General features: G+C 77.0%; 1 protein-coding gene. It reads right to left on the bottom strand.

Features of this window, described 5'->3' with window-relative positions; translation table 11 throughout:
• Positions 1-977 (bottom strand): serine/threonine-protein kinase (locus F6X68_RS32675; protein WP_151457834.1); only part of this gene is annotated, 977 nt, incomplete at its 3' end.
• Between the last annotated feature and the right edge of the window lie 276 nt (positions 978-1,253).

Below are 1,253 nucleotides of genomic sequence, written 5' to 3'. Positions count from 1 at the left end.
CGCGCAGCGCCCGGTCCTTCCGTGCCCGGCACCGCTCCGTCACCCGGCACCGTCCCGCCCCCCGGGGTCGGGGTGGCCGGCTGGGCGGGCAGGGTCGGGAGGGTGACCGTCGGCGCGAGCATGGTGGCGGCCTGCGGATCGGCGGGGAGCAGTTGGTCGCGCAGGAGGGTGGCGACCTGGCGGGCGGTGGGCCGCGCCAGCGGGTCCCGCTCCAGGCAGCGCAGGCAGGTGCGGGCGACCTCCGTCGGCAGGCCCGGCAGGTCGGCCAGCGAGGGCGGGCCCTCCCCGGCGAGCGCCTCGCTGAGCTGCTCCCAGGTGTCCGCCGGGTACGGCACCCGACCGGTCAGCGCCTCGTAGAGCAGCACGCCGAGGGAGTACACGTCGGTGGCCGGCTGGGCGGGTGCCCCGTCGAGCCGTTCCGGCGCCACGTACGCGGGCGTGCCGAAGGTGCCCCCGTCCTCGTCGTCGTCCGGCGCGCCGATCCGGGTGGCGATGCCGAAGTCGAGCACCTTGACCCCCGCCCGGGTCATCATCACGTTGGCCGGGGTGATGTCCCGGTGCACGATGCCGAGCCGGTGCGCGGCGGCGAGCGCGTCCGCCACCTGGGCGGCGACCTCGACCGCCTCGGCCCACGGCAGCGGCCCCTCGGTGAGCCGGACCTCCAGCTCCTCGCCGGCCAGCAGCTCCATCACCACGAACGACGTGATCGACCCGTCGGGCGCGACGGTCTCGCCGTAGTCGTGCACCGAGGTGACGTGCGGGTGGACGAGCTGGGCGGCGGCGCGGGCCTCCTCGCGCACCATGTCGCGGAAGCGGGCGTCGGCGGCGAGCGACGGGGCGAGCACCTTCAGCGCCACGATCCGGTCGAGCACCTCGTCGCGCGCCCGCCAGATCACCGACATGCCGCCGGCGCCGATCTGGTCGACGAGCCGGTACCGGCGGGCCAGCAACCGGCCGGGGTGCAGTGCTGGCTTCACGGAACGCACCTGCCTCGCTGTGGGAGCGCTATCAGGTTGCGCGAATGTGTCGGGCCTGTCAACGGTCGACTACCTTCCGGGACCGGGGCCGCGTCGGCCGTGCCCGTGCCGGGGCCGCCCTCGGCCGCCGCCGCCCTCGGCCGCCGCCGGGCCGCCCCTCGGCCACCGCCGGGCCGCCCCTCGGCCACCGCCGGGCCGCCCCTCGGCCACCGCCGGGCCGGCACCGGGCGGCCACTTTTCCGCCCGTGCCAGGATGGAACGCATGTCGCAGGGACC

The sequence above is a fragment of the Micromonospora sp. AMSO12t genome, assembly GCF_008806585.1.
Classification (GTDB): domain Bacteria; phylum Actinomycetota; class Actinomycetes; order Mycobacteriales; family Micromonosporaceae; genus Micromonospora; species Micromonospora reichwaldensis.
Note: the sequence above shows the minus strand (reverse complement) of the source record. Positions and strands in the feature narration are given on the sequence as shown.